We start from the raw sequence: 16,902 nt of genomic DNA, 5'->3' as shown, positions 1-16,902 counted from the left end.
GTTAACTTACAAATCAAAAAGAGTAACTTAAATATAAAAATGATAACTTAAATTATTGACAACGATTAAATTTTTATATATACTAAAACCAGTTAAACGTTAACTTAAAAACTTAGAAAAGGGGTATGTAAAATGAAAATTCGTAAAAATTTAGCAATATTAATTGCTGGAGCACTAGCTGTTGGAACTTTAACTGGTTGTGGTAGTAGTGGTACAAGCTCATCTAGTAAAGACGATGGAAAATCAGGATCAACACTTACAGTATTAACACATAGAACTGATATGGATGAAGTTTTTAAAAAATATAAAGAAGAATTTGAGTCAAAACATCCTGGAACTACAGTTAATTTTGAATCAGTAAACGATTATCAAAATACAATGAATACTAGAATGGGAACAGAGGACTATGGTGATGTTCTAATGATGCCTTCTAATATTACAAAAAATCAATATAAAGACTTTTATGAACCAATGGGAACTGAATCAGAACTTAAAGATAAATATGCGTTCCTTGATAATGCTAATGTAGATGGAACAGTTTATGGTTTATCAACTGGTGCTAATGCAAATGGTTTTGTATATAATGAAAAGGTTTTTAAAGATGCTGGAATTACAAAAATACCAACATCCCCAGAAGAATTTATGGCTGCCTTAAAAGCTATAAAAGAAAAAACATCTGCAGTTCCTTTATATACAAACTATGTAGCAGATTGGGCTTTAACTAACTGGACTAATGCACAATTTGTTAATGTTTCAGGAGATGTAGATTATCCAAATAAAGTGACTTATGACAAGAATGCGTTTAAGCAAGGATCTACTCTTTATACATCATTAAAATTATTAAATGATGCAGTAGCTAATAAATATGTTGAGCAAGATCCGATGACATCAGATTGGGAAAAATCAAAACAAGATATGGCTGATAATAAAATAGGCGTAATGGCACTAGGTTCATGGGCTATAGGACAAATTCAAGCTAAATCAAAAACACCTGAAAATATTAAGTTTATGAGTGCGCCTGTAAATCATAATGGTAAACAAATTATTCAGATAGCGTCTGATTTTATGATGGGGGTAAATGTCCACAGTAAAAATAAAGATATTGCAAAAGAATTTGTAAAATATTTCGTAGAAAAATATCCAAATGATTCTAATATGATTTCTTCTATTGTTGGTGCTAAGTTGCCTGCTTACTTATCAGGAAGTAATGCTGAATTAGTTCAACAAAAGATGGGTTCTACTCAAAATGCTGTTGATTTAGACAAAGTACAAAAAGAATCACTAATTAACCTTAGTGATAGCAAATGGGTTAAAACTATTATAGAAATTGGATTAGGAAATGGAAAACAAACATTTGATCAATATATGAATTCTTTAAATGATAATTGGACAAAAGGAATTGAATCTATTGGAAAATAGTAAAATTTAGTTGCTTGAAAAATTATTTATTAAAAAATAATTTTTTAATAAGATGTAGTAGGGCTTAAATCAGTAAAAAAATAGTAATAGACATTTACTTTTAATAACTGTTAACGGGGAGAGGTTATCAGAAAACTGATTTAAGTCCTTCAAATTAAAAGTAAAGGAGTGTTATTAGTGGTAACAAATGCTAAGCATATAACACCTAGTACAACTAAGAAAAAATTTAGTTTTTCTTCTTTGCCTTATAAGAAACAAAAAATCATAATTTCTGCTTTGTTTTTAGCTGTTCCAGTAGTGTTATTAGTAGTATTCACATATTTGCCTGCAGTAGCAATGGCAGGATATAGCTTCACAGATTGGGATGGAGTTAGCAAAACTAAAACTTTTGTGGGATTGAAAAATTATAAAACTATACTTAGTGATACGAAGTATTTTGAACCTTTATTTGTAAGTATATATTATTTTGTTGCATCATTTGTGCAAATTGCATTAGGTATTTTAATTGCATACTTAGTATCATTTAAATGTAAATTTTCTAATTTGTTTAAAGGAGTATACTTTTTCCCATCATTAATTAATAGTGTTGCAATAAGTTTTGTATTTATATTCTTCTTTCAACCAGGAAGTACCTTTGATACTATATTAAATGCTGTTGGTTTAGGTGGACTTATAAAGTATTGGCTACAAGATCCAAAGATTGTTAACATATCTTTGGCTTCAGTATCAGTCTGGAGATATGTTGGATATAACATCGTAATGTTTTCAGCTGCAATGGCTTCAATTTCATCAGATATTTTAGAAGCAGCTAGAGTTGATGGGGCTAGTAGATTTCAACAGCTCAGATATATAATAATACCAGGTATTTCAACAATTTTGGGATTACAATTATTCCTAGCACTTACAGGAGCATTGTCAGCATTTGAAACCCCTTATATAATGACTAATGGTGGAAATGGAAGTATGACTTTTATAATTCAAACTGTACAATATGCATTCCAAAATCATAGAGTTGGTTTAGCTTCTGCAATGGCAATGATATTGTTAGCAATGTGTATTATTATAACTAGCATACAAAATGCAGTTATGAAGAGGAAAGGGTGATTAAAACATGAGTAAAAGAAAGTTGAATAGAAAAGAGATTGCTTATGAAACAGTTAAATATGCTGTATTAATCTTTTTTTTACTAGTATTCATTATTCCTATCTTAAGTGTATTTTTTGCAGCCTTTAAGACAAGTACGGAATATTCTTCAACAAATGCATTACAATTACCTAAATCATTTTTGAATTTTGATAATTTTAAAGTGGTATTTAACCAAGGAAATATGCTTAATGGTTTTAAAAATACGTTAATTGTTTTAGTATTCTCTCTTTTGGGTTCAGTGCTTACTGGTTCTATGGCAGCATACATATTTAGTAGATTTAAAACAAAGTTTAGTAAATTTGTTAATGGAATGTTTTTAGTGGCAGTAATGATTCCAGGTATCGCAACACAAGTTGCGACATTTCAAATAGTATCTGGATTAGGGTTATTTAATACTAGATTAGCCCCAATAATATTATATTGTGGTACAGATATAATGAGTATTTATATATTCTTGCAATTCCTGGAAAATATTTCGGTTTCATTAGATGAATCTGCAATAATTGATGGTGCTAATTATTTTCAAATATTCTACAAAATAATTCTTCCACTACTTTCGCCAGCAATTATAACTGTTTTGATCACAAAAGGAGTTGGTGTTTATAATGATTTCTATACTCCATTTTTATATACTCCAAAAGCAGAATTATTAACAATATCTACAACACTATTTAAATTTAAGGGACCATATGGTGCTCACTGGGAAATAATAGCAGCTGGGATGGTTCTGATTATGATTCCAACCTTCCTTGTGTTTATTACATTACAAAAATATATTTATAGTGGACTAGTATCTGGATCGGTAAAAGAATAATAAGATAAGTTAATAAAAGTTGTAAAACAATAAAATATGAAGTGAGAAGTAATGTTAAGTTATGTATTAATAAAGGTTTATTGCATAATATTAATAGTTTCTTGAGAAAGGTGAATTGATATGAGTAAAATTTTAGGTGAAAAACTAGAAAATATGCCATGGCAGGAAAAGCCAAATAACTTTGAAGGTCCAATATGGAGACATACAGAAAATCCAATTATAGGGAGAAATCCTGTAGAAGGTGTATCAAGAATTTTTAATAGTGCAGTAATGCCATATAATAAAGAGTTTATTGGAGTTTTTCGTGGAGAAACCATCAATGGAAGACCTCATATTTATTTAGGTCACAGCAAAGATGGAATTAACTGGAATTTTGATAAAGAAAGAATAAAATTTGTTGATGAGAATGGAGAGGATTATCAACCTCTATATGCATATGATCCAAGATTAGTAAAAGTAGAAGACACATATTATATTATATGGTGTGGAGATTTTGATGGAGCAGCAATTGGATTAGCTAAGACACAAGATTTTAAGACATTTACAAGATTGGAAAATCCGTTCTTGCCATTTAATCGTAATGGAGTTTTATTCCCTAAGAAAATTGATGGGAAATTCATTATGCTATCAAGACCTAGTGATAATGGTCATACTCCTTTTGGTGATGTTTTCTTAAGTAAAAGTCCGGATTTGAACTATTGGGGAAAGCATAGAATTGTAATGCAAAAAGGTGGAAATGGATGGTGGCAGTCAGTAAAAATTGGTTGTGGCCCTGCACCTATTGAAACAGATGAAGGTTGGTTGATTTTTTATCATGGTGTAACTGGAACATGCAACGGATTAGTCTACTCTATGAGTGCAGCACTTTTAGATAAAGAATGCCCATCTAAAGTTTTATATAGAGCTGGAAGCATAATGTTAACACCGGAAGAATGGTATGAAGAACGTGGATTTGTTCCAAATGTTGTTTTCCCATGTGCAGCTTTAACGGATGCTAAAACAGGAAGAATAGCCATTTATTATGGTGCGGCAGATACTTATGTAGGTTTAGCATATACTACTATTGATGAAACTGTAAAATTCATAAAAGAACATAATGAACTTGGAGCAATAGATAGTCTAGAAGGAAGATTATAGTAGAATTATACCTCGTAATTAATCGTTAACTTTAAATATAAAGTGATAAGGTTAATAAGTTAAAATAATTGAACTGTATTTTTAGCTAATATTGTAAACTCGTTTAGAGTATATACTAATAGCGAAATACAGTTTTTTATTGTATAATAAAGGTATAATTGTGAAAACTAATCGTTTATTCATATAAAGCGTAATTTGAAGTGATAAATATAATAATTAGGGGTAAACTAAGTGTTAAATATTGAGAGATATTTTGATAATTCGGTATATATAAACACTAATTAAGTTTGTACATCTCAATTCAAGAAATTCTTAAGTGATTTATAATTGGAATATATAATATTGTTTTAATGAAAGCATTTATGAGAATTAGTTTTACATATACAGGAAGGGGATGAATAATATATGGCAAAAGCAATTAAACTTGCTGATATTGCTGAAGTTTTAAAGGTGAGTAAAGTAACAGTCTCTAAGGCTCTATCAGATAAAGATGGAGTTAGTGATGAGTTAAGAGAAAAAATTAAAAAAGTTGCAGCAGAGATGGGATATCGCCAAAATTCTATTGCAAGATCTCTAAGAGATGGTTACACATACAATATAGGGGTACTAATTCCAGAAGGATTTGTTGAAATGTATCATTCTTTCTATTGGGAGTTATATCAAAATGTATTAAATGCATTAACCCAAAAATCATATTATGGAATCATGGAGGTAGTAAATCGAGAAGATGAAAATAATAATGTGGTTCCAAGGATGTTACAGGATAGTAAGGTTGATGGGATCATTGTTATGGGGGAATTAAAGAAAGAGTATGTTGAATTTTTAAATAGTCTTGATGATGTTCCAGTAGTAATGCTAGATACATATGATAAGCACATTGATTATGATACAGTTACTTCAGATAATTATTATGGAATGTATTTACTAACTGATTATCTAATTGAAATGGGACATAGAGACATTCTATTTGTAGGAAATCCACGTGCTACTAGTAGCATTCAAGACAGATTTTTAGGTTTTACAAAAGCTTTGCTAGAAAGAGGAATTGAATATACCTCTAATAGTTATATTTCAGATAGGGAGATAGGTAAAAAAGAATTAAATTTTGAGTTGCCTGAAAAAATGCCTACTGCTTTTGCCTGTAATTGTGATTCAGTAGCATATCTTCTAATTAAAAAACTTCAAGATAAAGGATATAAAGTTCCTGAAGATATTTCAGTTGTTGGATTTGATAATTATTTAATTACAGAAATATCTGATTTAGGAATAACAACTTTTGAAGTTGATATGAAAACAATGGCAGAAACAGCAGTTGATGTTATACTTAAAAAAGTTCGTAAAGTTGACTATAAACCAGCAAGAAGAGTTATATGTGGGAAAATAGTTATAAAAGACACAGTTAAAGAATTAAAAAAATAATTACAAGATAATTCATAACACTTGTGTAAATTATCTTGTGTTTTATTATTGACTTTATTAATGAATTCATTAGGAGGGAGAAAAGTGGAATTTAAAATTACAGAAGAGATGTTTGATAGTTCATTAGTAAATAAGGGCGATATAAGTAGAATATTAAAATTATTTGCTAAAATTGAAAAAGGTGAGAATATAACCATTGCATTTTTAGGTGGATCAATAACACAAGGATGTAATTCTACAGTTCCAGAAAAATGCTATGTTGAATTGACATATAAGTGGTTTGAAAACAAGTTTAATAATGTAAATGTGAAACATATAAATGCAGGGGTAGGTGCTACGGGATCTTTAATTGGGGTGCATAGAGCTGAGATGCAGGTGATAAATGAAAGTCCAGATATAGTTTTTGTTGATGCAGCTGTAAATGATGATGAGGATTATTCCTGTAAAGTTGCTTATGAAAGTTTAATTAGAAGATTATTGGCTAGTGAAAATAAACCAGCAGTAGTAGAAGTGTTTATGACTATGGATACGGGATTAAATGTTCAAGAACAACAAGTAGAAATAGGTAATAGATATAATGTACCAATGATAAGCTTTAGAGATGCCCTTAAATGTGAAGTTGAAAAAAATAAAATGAAATTTTCTGATGTTTTAACTGATGAGGTTCATCCAAGTGATGATGGGCACTATATAATATCGCAGCTATTAGTTCATTTTATTAATAATATTTATAATAATGACTATAAAAAAAGAGAACAAATAAAGAGTTTAGATAATATTTTAGATATACCTTGTGTATTTGAGGATAGATATATAAACGGAAAAATTATAAATAATTCTAGTATAAAACCAGAAGAAATCCTAGGGTTTGATAATTATGATGAAGGATTTCAAGTATTTAAGAATGGATGGAAATATGACGGGAAAATTGCTGATCATGGAAGATTGTTTTTTGAGCTATCTGCAAAAAATATTATCTTGCTATATAAAAAGAGTGTTTCTGAGAATTCAGGAAAAATTAGTGTCAAAGTTAATGATAAAGAAAAGGTATTATTAGACACTTATTTTAAAGATGGCTGGGGAGATTATTCTGCAACTGAGATATTGGAATTAAGTGATGAAGTTAAGAAATATAAAATCGAAATAAATGTAATTAAAGAAAGTATTGCAAGTGAAGTGACTATTTTAGGAATATTAGTATCATAGTAAAGTAGAAAAAAGGAACTCTTTTACGTAGTATTATATCGAGAATATAGAGATTTATAATTATATTCTCGATAGCTTAAGTAACTGGGGCCTTATTTTTTTGCAAATTTTAATAGTTGGGATCTATAAGGTGTTGTTTTCTAAATTGTTTTGGAGTTATACCTGTATTTTTTCTAAAGGTTCGTATTAAATGACTACAATCTGCAAAGCCTGTTTCTTGACTGATATAGTTAAGGTCAAAATTTGTGAATAACAATAAATCTTTAACTTTACTCAATCTTATAAATTCAATATAATCCTTGCAGGATTGACCGTATAATTCGTGAAATTTCTTAGCAAAGTATGAATAACTCATGTGGCACTTCTCGGCAAGAGATTCAACTTTTATTGATTCATGTGAATGTTCGTCTATATATTGTAATATTGTATGTAATGAATCAGTGTCGTAAGGAGTTAACATTATATTATTTGTATCAAATCCATTTTTTCTCCAAATTCTAAGAATTTCTATCAATAATGATGAAACTAGAGATTGAAAACGGATATCGTAGCCATAATCTTTATTGGCCACTTCTTCAATGCAGCTTGTGAATATATTTTCTATTGAACTATTAAATGCTTTTGAAGAAATTAATATAGCAGCATAAGGGTTATCTATTGCACATTTAAAGATTAAACTAAGCTTTGGGGTATAATTACTGTTTATGTGAAGATTGTTTATATCAAACTTTAGCACTCCGTATTTCAGTGGTTCGTTAGAGGCTGAAAAAATTGAATGAACTGCTTGGGGATGGAATAAAATTAAGTCGCCAGCTTCAAGAATGTATTCGTTGTTATTACAGTTTATTAATGAAGTTCCCTTAAGGATAAAAATAATTTCCATATAATAATGCCAATGAGCTTTGATTGGGAAATTTCCATATTTGGTACCAGCTATAAAAGCTTCGTAGGGTGATACTAAAACATTAATTTCTTCAAATAAATAATTCATGATAGCCTCCATAAAATAGATTTGTTCTATTTTTAAACAATTGTATTATATCAGATAAAAAATAGAATTGGTATAGTATATGTGGATAACGGTGCAATAAACAAATAATAAACAAGAATATTATTTGTTATTGTATTAACTAAAGAAAGGAATGAATTTTATGGAGTTTATAAAGGGTTTTACATTTGCACCTTTTGCTAGGAAGGGTAGCTATTTGAAGAAGAAAACTTATGAGAGTTTAGATAATTTAAAAGAAAGAGTTGGAATCAATTTTATAATACTTGTACCAAATGGATTACAGGATACTCCGCAATCAGAAGAGATTTGTTATATATCTAATTCAACTGTATCAGATGAAGAGTTAGAAGATATTATAAATTATGCAAAGGATATTGGGCTTAGAATAGCTATTAAGCCAACGGTTAATTGTAAAAATGGAACTTGGAGAGCATATATTAATTTTTTTGATGAAGATGTTCACTGTGAGCCAAAATGGAGTAAATGGTTTGCTTCATATACAGATTTTCAAATTCATTATGCTACTATTGCTCAAAAAACAGGTTGTGAAATGTTTATAGCGGGTTGTGAAATGGTTATGTCAGAGCGTAGAGAAAATGAGTGGCGTAAACTTATTTCAGATATCAGAAATGTTTACAAAGGAATTGTATCTTATAATACAGATAAATATCAAGAGCATAATGTAAAATGGTGGGATTGTATAGATGTTATTTCTTCGAGTGGTTACTATCCTATTTCTGATTGGGAAAAAGAATTGAATCGTATTGAAAAGGTAGTGAAAAAATATAATAAACCATTTTTCTTTGCAGAAGCGGGTTGTATGTCTACAAAAGGTTCTTCAGAGGTTCCGAATGATTGGAGTCTTGAAGGAAACATAGATTTAAATGAGCAAGCAGAATGGTATAAAACTATGTTTGAATCTTCAATTAAGCGTGAATGGGTATCTGGTTTTGCTATGTGGGATTGGGCAGGAAGTCAGTATTTATTAAGTAGAGCTAAAAATGATAAGGGATATGATGTATATGGAAAACCAGCAGAAAAAATTATAAAGAAATATTATGATATGGTGGTGAAAGAGTGATAGAATTAAAAAATAAATTAGATGACAAATTAGAACCACAAGAAGAAGCTCTTTTAGAAATATTCAAACAAAATGAAAATAATACTTTGAAAACTCTTATTGGAATATATAAAGGATATTATTTAAACCTCTTTTTTTCAGTTATATTCTTTTTGATTAAAAGTTCTCCTGTATGGATTATGCCTGTTGTATCAGCAAATATTATAAATGCTGCAACTGATAAGGGTGAGAATGCTGTTAATATAATTATAGTAAATGTTATTATAATCCTCGTTATGGTACTACAAAACGTACCCACAAATTATATACATACAGTGTTATATGCTAAAACTATAAGAAGTGTTGAAAGAGAATTAAGGAGCACTCTCGTTAAAAAATTGCAGCAACTCTCTATTGCATATCATAATGAAATGCAATCAGGACGTTTGCAATCAAAAATTATGCGGGACGTGGAGCAAATCGAAAATTTATCATCTCAAGTTTTTATTACTATATTAGGCATAGCTTTAAATATTGTTGTAGCCTTGGGGGTTGTAATTTTTAAAAGTTTAACAGTATTTATATTTTTTGTTGGAACTATACCTGTAGCAGTGATTATTATTATTGTATTTAGTGGGAAAATTAAAAGATATAATAGTGATTATAGAAAAGAGATGGAAGATACTTCAGTTAGTGTAATGGAGATGGTAGAATTAATTCCTGTTACAAGAGCTCATGCTTTAGAAAAACAAGAAACGAAGAAAATAGACAGACAGCTAGTTAACGTTGAGAAAAAGGGTTTGAAATTAGATCTAATTCAGGCATATTTTTCATCAATAAGCTGGGTAGCATTTCAAGTTTTCCAAATAATATGTCTTGGATTTACAGGGTATATAGCAGTAAAAGGTTATATTTCAATAGGTGAGGTTGTACTTTATCAAACTTATTTTGGATCAATAGTTGCTCAGATAGCAGGTGTTATAACATTACTGCCTACTATTGCGAAAGGCTTAGAATCCGTGTCTTCAATTGGAGATATACTTCTTTCTGATGATATAGAAAATAATCGTAAGAAAAAGAAAATTAAAGAGGTTAAAGGTGAAATTACATTTAGAAATGTTAATTTTCAATATAAAGATAGTGAACTCCCAATTTTAACAAATTTAAATTTTACTATAAATCCAGGTGAAACAATAGCTTTTGTAGGCGCTTCAGGAGCTGGGAAATCAACTATTTTAAATCTTGTAATTGGATTTTTTCAAGCAACAGAAGGACAAGTACTTATTGATAATCAAGATATTGCAACACTTAATCTTCAAAGTTATCGCTCACATATTGCAGTTGTGCCACAAAATGCAATTTTATTTTCTGATTCTATTCGTGAAAATATTATTTATGGAACAAATAGTATTTCATATGAAGAATTAAATAGAATAATCAAGGCTGCCAATTTAGAAGAATTAATAGAGTCGCTTCCAGATGGAGTAGATACTAAAATAACTGAGCATGGAATGAATCTTTCTGGTGGTCAGCGTCAAAGAATATCTATAGCAAGGGCATTTGCAAGAAATCCTAAAATATTAGTTCTTGATGAAGCAACATCTGCTTTGGATAGTATTTCAGAAAAAAAGATACAGGAATCAATTGAGAATTTAGTTAAAGATAGGACAACCTTGGTGGTTGCTCATAGATTATCTACAATTAGAAATGCAGATAAGATTGCGGTTATAGGAAATGGTGGTTTAGAAGAGTTTGGAACTTATGAGGAGCTTATGGAGAAAAAAGGTGAGTTTTATAAATTGAAAAAATTGCAAATGTAAAATAAATTTAATAATAAAAATATTTTTTTTAGATAAAGCGTATTTTAGGAGGAAAAATAAGATGAAAGAAAATAGAAATTTAAAAGTGCATACATTATTAGATATTGAAAATTTAAAAGTTCATGGCAGAACAACAGGATGTCTTTCTCCATTAACAGTATTTTGGACAGGTAGTGGTATTGAGTTAAATGCAAAAGGCTCTGAACTTTGGATTGAAGTAGAAGTAGATTACGATATGTATGAACCTTGGATAAGTGTAGTTATTAACTCGTCTCCGGTAAGCAGACAGATGCTTACTGCAGGAAGGTATTGGATATGTGTATTTAGAGGCATGAATGAAAATGAAGTGAAGAATGTTTGCATAGTAAGAGATGTTCAAGCTATGAATGGAGATCCAGCAAGTTTTATGCAAATACATGCTGTAAAATTTGATGGAGAATTTTTACCAATAGAAGAAAAGAAATATAAAATTGAATTTATAGGTGATAGTATAACGTCAGGAGAAGGAGTGATAGGAGCTAAGCAAGAAGATGATTGGATTTCTATGTGGTTTAGTGCAATAGATAATTATAGTACAATAGTAGCAAAGGCTTTGAATGCTGATTATAGAGTCATTTCAGAAAGTGGATGGGGAGTGCTTACTAGTTGGGATAATAATCCACATTTTAATATCCCACAGTACTATGAAAAAGTTTGTGGTATTCTCACTGGAGAGAAAAATGAAACTTTAGGAGCTTTTAAAGCTAATGACTTTGATTCTTGGCAACCAGATGTTGTGGTGGTGAATCTTGGAACAAATGATAGAGGAGCTTTTAATTCTCCTGAATGGATAGATGAGGTGACTGGTGAAACTTATAAGCAAAGATTAAATGAAGATGGTACATTTAATGAAGAAGATTTAAAAACATTTGAAAAGGCTGTGTATGATTTTCTTGTTAAGCTTAGGAAATTTAATAAGAGTGCAAATATAGTGTGGGTAAATGGAATGCTTGGTGGGGAGATGCTCCCAGCAATTTATCGTGCAGTAGATATTTATGTTAAAAATACAGGAGAAAAAAAGGTTTCGGTATTCCAACTGCCAAATACTAACGAAGAAACTGTAGGTTCAAGAAAGCATCCTGGGAAGTTATCGCATGAAAAAGCAGCAATAGAGTTAATTGGATATTTAAAAGAAATTTTGTAAAAGCAAAGAATATCAAACTTAATTTATTATTAAAACGGCTAATAGAAATTATATTGATATGTTTACTAATTAGCTGTATAATATAATTGTTTAATTAAACGTTAAGCTAAAAAAGTCAACTGTTTAAAAGTGTGATTTTTATATTACAATTGACTAGTTGAAAACGTTGTTAATTATGAAGTTTAGTTAAATTCTAATTGAAGAAATATGGAAACTATATGGAGGGGAAAAATGTATCCAATAAAATTTGAAAATTTATATTATGAAAAAATTTGGGGAGGAAGAGATTTAGAAAAATTTAGAGATAATCTTCCAAGTGGTAGTATTGGAGAAAGCTGGGATATAGCTTGCCATCCAAATGGAATAGGAATTGTAGAAAATGGAGAAGAAAAAGGAACAAGATTTGATGAGTTAATAAATAAATATGAACATGCTCTAGTTGGTAGTAAAGTTTCTACAGAGAAGCTACCTCTGCTAGTTAAACTTATTAATTCAAAAGAAAAGCTTTCAGTTCAAGTTCATCCGGGAGATGAATATGCAGCTAAATATGAAGGCGATTATGGAAAGACTGAGGCTTGGTATGTTGTAGATGCCAAACCTAATGCAGCTTTAATAGTTGGAACTAAAAATTGTACCAAGAAAGAGTTTGAGATAGCAATAAAGTCAGGAAAAGTAGAAAATTATTTAAACAAAATAGAAGTAAAAAAAGGTGACTGCTTTTTAATAAATAGTGGGCTTATCCATGCAATATGTGAAGGAGTTATTATAGCAGAAATTCAACAAAATAGTGATGTTACTTACAGGGTTTATGATTATGGAAGACCAAGAGAAATACATGTGAAAAAGGCATTAGAAGTTATAAATTTTGATCTTAAATGTGAAAATCTTGAAGGTGAGGAAGTTTCATTTGATGGGTTCAAAAGAAGTTTGTTGTGTAGAAATGAATATTTTGGAATGGAAAAATTCATTATACATGAAACATTAAAAGACGAAAGTGATAAAGAAAAATTTGATATTTTAACCTGTGTTGATGGAGAAGGAACTATAAAAGGAGATGGTTATCTAGAGAAGATAAAAATAGGTGATAGTTATTTGATCCCTGCAACTTTGGGCAAGTATGAAATAATTGGACATCTTACAATACTTAAGAGTTATCCAGTGGTATAAAAAAATTAAATCTGAACTGCGTTTATTTATTAGTTTAAGGAAATATATAGAAATAGGTCTTAAATATTTTTAAGAATATTAGATTTTATTATTATATAAATATTAATTTAAGAAGGAACTTAATTAAAATGGGAATTAAATTTAATAAGAGTACAAGAGAATTTCATCTTTATAATGATAATATAAGCTATATTGTAAGAATAATTGCTGGTATAGAACAAGTTGAAAATGTTTATTATGGAAAAAGATTAACGCACAGAGAATCTTTTAAACATATTATGGAACGGGAACTCAGACCTTCATGTAATATGTTTGAAGGCAGTCACACAACATCGCTAGAACATATAAAGCAGGATTATCCATGCTATGGAACAACAGATTACAGATATCCAGCTCATACGATAATAAGCAAGAACGGAAGTAGAATAAGTAATTATAGGTATTTGGAACATAAGATCTATGGTGGAAAAAATAAATTGAAGGGATTACCAGCAACTTATGTTGAGAATAATTCAGAAGCAGAAACATTAGAAATCATATTATTTGATGAGTTGTTAAATAGTAAACTTATTCTAAGCTATACTATTTACAAAGATATTGATGCCATATGTAGAAATACAAAAATAACAAATGAAGGATTAAATGAGTTTTATATTGATAATGCTATGAGTATGAGCATTGATTTGCCTGATTCAAATTTTGAATTTATACATACATCAGGTGCATGGGCAAGGGAGTGTCATTTAAAAAGTAGAAAATTAACGGAGGGAATCCAAGGAATTCATAGTTTGCGAGGAGCAAGTAGTCATATTCATAATCCGTTTATGCTTTTAAAGCGTCCAGATACAACTGAAGAAAAAGGAGAAGTTTATGGTTTTAGTTTAGTATATAGTGGAAACTTTTTAGGGCAGATTGAAGTTGATTCTTATGGAGTTTCAAGAGTTATGATGGGAATAAATCCTTATGAGTTCAAATGGAAATTAGATTCAAAGGAAGAATTTCAAACACCAGAATGCGTAATGGTATATACTGACAATGGATTAAATGCAATGAGCCAAACATATCATAAACTGTATAGAACGAGACTTGCAAGAGGAATCTGGAGGGATAAAGAACGTCCAGTTCTTGTGAATAATTGGGAAGCAACATATTTCGATTTTGATGAGGAAAAGATTCTTTCAATTGTAAGAACTGCAAAAGACTTAGGCATAGAACTATTTGTATTAGATGATGGGTGGTTTGGACGAAGAAATGATGATACAAGTTCTCTTGGAGATTGGTTTGTAAATAAAGAAAAACTGCCAAACGGTATAGCGGGCTTATCTAAAAAAGTAGAAGAAATAGGTCTGAAATTTGGATTGTGGTTTGAACCAGAAATGGTATGTAAGGATACTAAATTATTCAAAGAACATCCAGAATGGGCTATTCAAACACCTAATAGAAATATGTCTCATGGAAGAAATCAACTTATCCTAGATTTTTCAAGGGATGAAGTTATTGAATATGTATTTAATTTAATGGACGACATAATAGGAAATTCTAAAATTTCTTATATTAAGTGGGATATGAATAGGTATATAACAGAGCCTTATTCATTAGCACTAGGAGCAGATAGACAAGGTGAAGTATTCCATAGATATATTCTTGGAGTATATAAGTTAGCTGAAAAGATAATTGCTAAATATCCAAATATATTAATTGAATCCTGTGCAGGTGGTGGAGCTAGATTTGATCCTGGAATGCTCTATTATGCACCACAAACTTGGGCAAGCGATGATACAGATGCTATAGAGAGATTAAAGATACAATATGGTACTTCAATGATTTATCCATTAAGTGCAATAGGAAGCCATGTATCAGCAGTGCCAAATCACCAGGTAGGAAGATTTACTCCACTTAATACAAGAGCTAATGTGGCATACTTTGGAACCTTTGGTTATGAACTCAATTTAAATACCTTGAGTGATGAAGAAAAAGAAATAGTCAAGGAACAAGTTGAATTCTTTAAGAAGAATAAATCACTATTTCAAAAAGGTGATTTTTACAGAATACTAAATCCTTTTGAAAGAAATGAAACGTCATGGATGGTTGTTTCAGAGGATAAATCACGAGCTATCGTAGGTTATTATCAAGCTTTATGCATACCGAATGAAAAATATAATCGGATAAAGTTACAAGGGTTAGATTCTAATAAGTTATATTCAATAGAAGGCAGAGAAGGAAATTATTACGGTGATGAACTTATGAATTTAGGAATAATATTATCGAAGGATTATACAGATAATTCTAATGAATATTGGTCAAGAAAACGTGAAGATTTTATGTCACAATTATTTTTATTAAATGAATGTAAATAAAAAATCGCTTGTAGTTATAATTATACCAAGAAATAAGAAAAACAATTTTGAAAAACTATAGGGGGAGTAACATGTCTAATTTGATAGGAATCGATATTGGTGGGACAAACTTAAGAGCAGCAGTTATATCTAAGGATGGAGATATAGTAGAAATATTCAAAGTTGAAAATGAAGTAGAAAAAGGTCCTACTTATAACTTAGATAAATTAGTTAATCACATAAAGGGACAATGGAGTAATTATGAAATAGAAAAAGTAGGAGTAGGAGTACCAGGGCCTTTAGATTTGAAAGAGGGTAAATTATTGAATCCTGTTAACCTAAAAGGATGGAGAAATTTTAATATAAAAAATTATTTAAGTGAAAAACTAAACTTACCAGTTAAAGTTAATAATGATGCAAATGTAGCAGGTCTTGCAGAAAGCTTGGTTGGTAGTGCCAAGAACTGTGAATCAGTATTTTATATAACTGTTTCAACTGGAGTAGGTGGTGCATTGATTCTTGAAAATAAAATTATAAATGGAGCACACAGCCAAACTGCAGAAATTTACAATATGATAATTAATGAGGATAGGTATAGTCATTCAGGTGCAAATAAGGGAGGATTAGAAGGACAATGCAGTGGCATTAATATAGCTAGAATAGCATCAGAAGCATACGGAAAAAAATTAAGTACAAAAGAAGTGTTTGAGTTATATAAAAGTAATGATAAAAAAGCTGTACAAGTAATAGAAAATTGGATTGATAATATTTCAATTGGAATAGCTAATATAATATCCGTAGTAGATCCAGAAACTGTAGTTATTGGCGGAGCAGTATTAATATATAACACTTATTTATTACCTAAGATAATTGAATGTACGAAAACAAAAGTAGCTGATCCTTCAATGGTAGACATAAGAATAGCTGAAATTGGAGATAATGCAGGACTTATAGGGGCAGCAATGCTTTAGTTCAGTTAAGAGTTACACCTATAAAAAGAGTAGCTATGCACTTATAAAGAGAGCAGCTATGCTGCAATACGGATCATTTATGCAATACGGAACTAAAAATTAGTTAAGAGTTTAGAATTTTGGAAGAAAAGTCTAATAGATTTTCAAAATAATAATATTAAAATTAGCACAATTAGTTAACTTGTAAAAAATAATGCTAAACAAGAAAAAGTAGG

General features: G+C 29.9%; 13 protein-coding genes. 12 read left to right on the top strand and 1 reads right to left on the bottom strand.

From position 1 onward, the window contains the following. The first annotated feature begins 132 nt into the window (after nucleotides 1-132). The 6 genes from CSPA_RS25685 to CSPA_RS25660 all read left to right on the top strand — a co-directional run bounded on the left by CSPA_RS25685 (nucleotide 133) and on the right by CSPA_RS25660 (nucleotide 7,141). A complete protein-coding gene (locus CSPA_RS25685; protein ID WP_015395333.1) occupies nucleotides 133-1,419 on the top strand; it encodes an ABC transporter substrate-binding protein in 1,287 nt (428 codons plus the stop codon). Nucleotides 1,420-1,596: 177 nt separating this feature from the next. After that, entirely contained in the window at nucleotides 1,597-2,523 is a 927-nt protein-coding gene (locus CSPA_RS25680) for a carbohydrate ABC transporter permease (protein WP_015395332.1), read from the top strand. 7 nt (nucleotides 2,524-2,530) lie between these two features. After that, entirely contained in the window at nucleotides 2,531-3,379 is an 849-nt protein-coding gene (locus CSPA_RS25675) for a carbohydrate ABC transporter permease (RefSeq protein WP_015395331.1), read from the top strand. Nucleotides 3,380-3,499: 120 nt separating this feature from the next. Further along, on the top strand, nucleotides 3,500-4,516 hold the full coding sequence (locus tag CSPA_RS25670; RefSeq protein WP_015395330.1) for a glycoside hydrolase family 130 protein: 1,017 nt from the start codon (nucleotides 3,500-3,502) through the stop codon (nucleotides 4,514-4,516). Nucleotides 4,517-4,921: 405 nt separating this feature from the next. Beyond that, complete coding sequence (locus CSPA_RS25665; RefSeq protein WP_015395329.1) at nucleotides 4,922-5,935, top strand: LacI family DNA-binding transcriptional regulator; 1,014 nt, start codon at nucleotides 4,922-4,924, stop codon at nucleotides 5,933-5,935. 84 nt (nucleotides 5,936-6,019) lie between these two features. Beyond that, nucleotides 6,020-7,141 carry an SGNH/GDSL hydrolase family protein gene (locus tag CSPA_RS25660; RefSeq protein ID WP_015395328.1) on the top strand — a complete coding sequence of 374 codons (1,122 nt, stop codon included), beginning with the start codon at nucleotides 6,020-6,022 and terminating at the stop codon, nucleotides 7,139-7,141. 109 nt (nucleotides 7,142-7,250) lie between these two features. On the opposite strand, the gene CSPA_RS25655 is transcribed toward CSPA_RS25660, so the two are convergent. Continuing rightward, nucleotides 7,251-8,132, bottom strand: coding sequence for an AraC family transcriptional regulator (locus CSPA_RS25655; RefSeq protein ID WP_015395327.1), 882 nt, complete (start codon nucleotides 8,130-8,132; stop codon nucleotides 7,251-7,253). Nucleotides 8,133-8,292: 160 nt separating this feature from the next. Between CSPA_RS25655 and CSPA_RS25650 the strand changes: the two genes are divergently transcribed. From CSPA_RS25650 to CSPA_RS25625, 6 genes are all read left to right on the top strand, one after another. After that, complete coding sequence (locus CSPA_RS25650; RefSeq protein ID WP_015395326.1) at nucleotides 8,293-9,231, top strand: glycoside hydrolase family 113; 939 nt, start codon at nucleotides 8,293-8,295, stop codon at nucleotides 9,229-9,231. After that, nucleotides 9,228-11,030: an ABC transporter ATP-binding protein gene (locus tag CSPA_RS25645; RefSeq protein ID WP_015395325.1), complete on the top strand. Its 1,803-nt coding sequence runs from the start codon at nucleotides 9,228-9,230 to the stop codon at nucleotides 11,028-11,030. Before CSPA_RS25650 ends, CSPA_RS25645 begins: the two co-directional genes overlap by 4 nt. 61 nt (nucleotides 11,031-11,091) lie before the next feature. Next, nucleotides 11,092-12,213, top strand: coding sequence for an SGNH/GDSL hydrolase family protein (locus CSPA_RS25640; RefSeq protein WP_015395324.1), 1,122 nt, complete (start codon nucleotides 11,092-11,094; stop codon nucleotides 12,211-12,213). A 231-nt stretch (nucleotides 12,214-12,444) separates the two neighbouring features. Next, complete coding sequence (locus tag CSPA_RS25635; RefSeq protein ID WP_015395323.1) at nucleotides 12,445-13,380, top strand: type I phosphomannose isomerase catalytic subunit; 936 nt, start codon at nucleotides 12,445-12,447, stop codon at nucleotides 13,378-13,380. A 128-nt stretch (nucleotides 13,381-13,508) separates the two neighbouring features. After that, nucleotides 13,509-15,737, top strand: a complete 2,229-nt coding sequence (locus tag CSPA_RS25630) for an alpha-galactosidase (RefSeq protein WP_015395322.1) — start codon at nucleotides 13,509-13,511, stop codon at nucleotides 15,735-15,737. Nucleotides 15,738-15,808: 71 nt separating this feature from the next. Continuing rightward, nucleotides 15,809-16,687 carry an ROK family protein gene (locus tag CSPA_RS25625; RefSeq protein ID WP_015395321.1) on the top strand — a complete coding sequence of 293 codons (879 nt, stop codon included), beginning with the start codon at nucleotides 15,809-15,811 and terminating at the stop codon, nucleotides 16,685-16,687. Nucleotides 16,688-16,902: the final 215 nt, after the last annotated feature.

Origin of the sequence: Clostridium saccharoperbutylacetonicum N1-4(HMT) (genome assembly GCF_000340885.1) — a bacterium.
GTDB classification, from domain to species: Bacteria; Bacillota; Clostridia; order Clostridiales; family Clostridiaceae; genus Clostridium; species Clostridium saccharoperbutylacetonicum.
This window is presented reverse-complemented; position numbering and strand designations above follow the sequence as displayed.

Bases quoted from the DNA above. Each gene is read 5' to 3' on its own strand.
- CSPA_RS25650 (WP_015395326.1), top strand. From the start codon at position 8,293: ATGGAGTTTATAAAGGGTTTTACATTTGCACCTTTTGCTAGGAAGGGT.
- CSPA_RS25685 (WP_015395333.1), top strand. From the start codon at position 133: ATGAAAATTCGTAAAAATTTAGCAATATTAATTGCTGGAGCACTAGCT.
- CSPA_RS25635 (WP_015395323.1), top strand. From the start codon at position 12,445: ATGTATCCAATAAAATTTGAAAATTTATATTATGAAAAAATTTGGGGA.
- CSPA_RS25630 (WP_015395322.1), top strand. From the start codon at position 13,509: ATGGGAATTAAATTTAATAAGAGTACAAGAGAATTTCATCTTTATAAT.
- CSPA_RS25670 (WP_015395330.1), top strand. From the start codon at position 3,500: ATGAGTAAAATTTTAGGTGAAAAACTAGAAAATATGCCATGGCAGGAA.
- CSPA_RS25665 (WP_015395329.1), top strand. From the start codon at position 4,922: ATGGCAAAAGCAATTAAACTTGCTGATATTGCTGAAGTTTTAAAGGTG.
- CSPA_RS25675 (WP_015395331.1), top strand. From the start codon at position 2,531: ATGAGTAAAAGAAAGTTGAATAGAAAAGAGATTGCTTATGAAACAGTT.
- CSPA_RS25640 (WP_015395324.1), top strand. From the start codon at position 11,092: ATGAAAGAAAATAGAAATTTAAAAGTGCATACATTATTAGATATTGAA.
- CSPA_RS25655 (WP_015395327.1), bottom strand. From the start codon at position 8,132: ATGAATTATTTATTTGAAGAAATTAATGTTTTAGTATCACCCTACGAA.
- CSPA_RS25625 (WP_015395321.1), top strand. From the start codon at position 15,809: ATGTCTAATTTGATAGGAATCGATATTGGTGGGACAAACTTAAGAGCA.